The following is a 546-nucleotide window of genomic DNA, read 5'->3' on the forward strand; positions in this document are numbered from 1 at the left end:
TTCTACGTGGTACTAAGCGTGATGACGTTGAACGTGGCCAAGTACTTTCTGCTAAAGGTTCAATCAACCCACATACTAAGTTCGAGTCTGAAGTATACGTACTTTCTAAAGACGAAGGCGGCCGTCACACTCCTTTCTTCAAGGGTTACCGTCCACAGTTCTACTTCCGTACAACTGACGTAACAGGCGATATCACTCTACCTGAAGGCGTAGAAATGGTAATGCCAGGTGACAACGTTCAAATGACTGTTGAGCTAATCGCTCCAATCGCAATGGACGAAGGTCTACGTTTCGCAATCCGCGAAGGTGGCCGTACAGTTGGTGCTGGTGTTGTAGCTAAAATCTTCGCTTAATAGCATTTAGATTTTTGCACACTCTTCATTAGAAGAGCACGCATCTGAAAAGGGAAGCTTCGGCTTCCCTTTTGTTATTTATAAAGAAATACCTCTTTACTACACGCGCGACCCCAAGACAAAAAACGCCTTCCTTCAATATATTTCGATTATTTTCCCAACGCTACTTGCATCCTAAAACGTGATCTGTATA

General features: G+C 43.8%; 1 pseudogene. It reads left to right on the forward strand.

What is annotated here, in order from left to right:
* Window positions 1–353 (forward strand): annotated as a pseudogene (locus FQP90_RS23090) (elongation factor Tu); the annotation flags it as partial.
* Window positions 354–546 lie beyond the last annotated feature (193 nt).

Source organism: Paenarthrobacter nitroguajacolicus (genome assembly GCF_007786235.1).
Lineage (GTDB): Bacteria > Actinomycetota > Actinomycetes > Actinomycetales > Micrococcaceae > Arthrobacter > Arthrobacter nitroguajacolicus_A.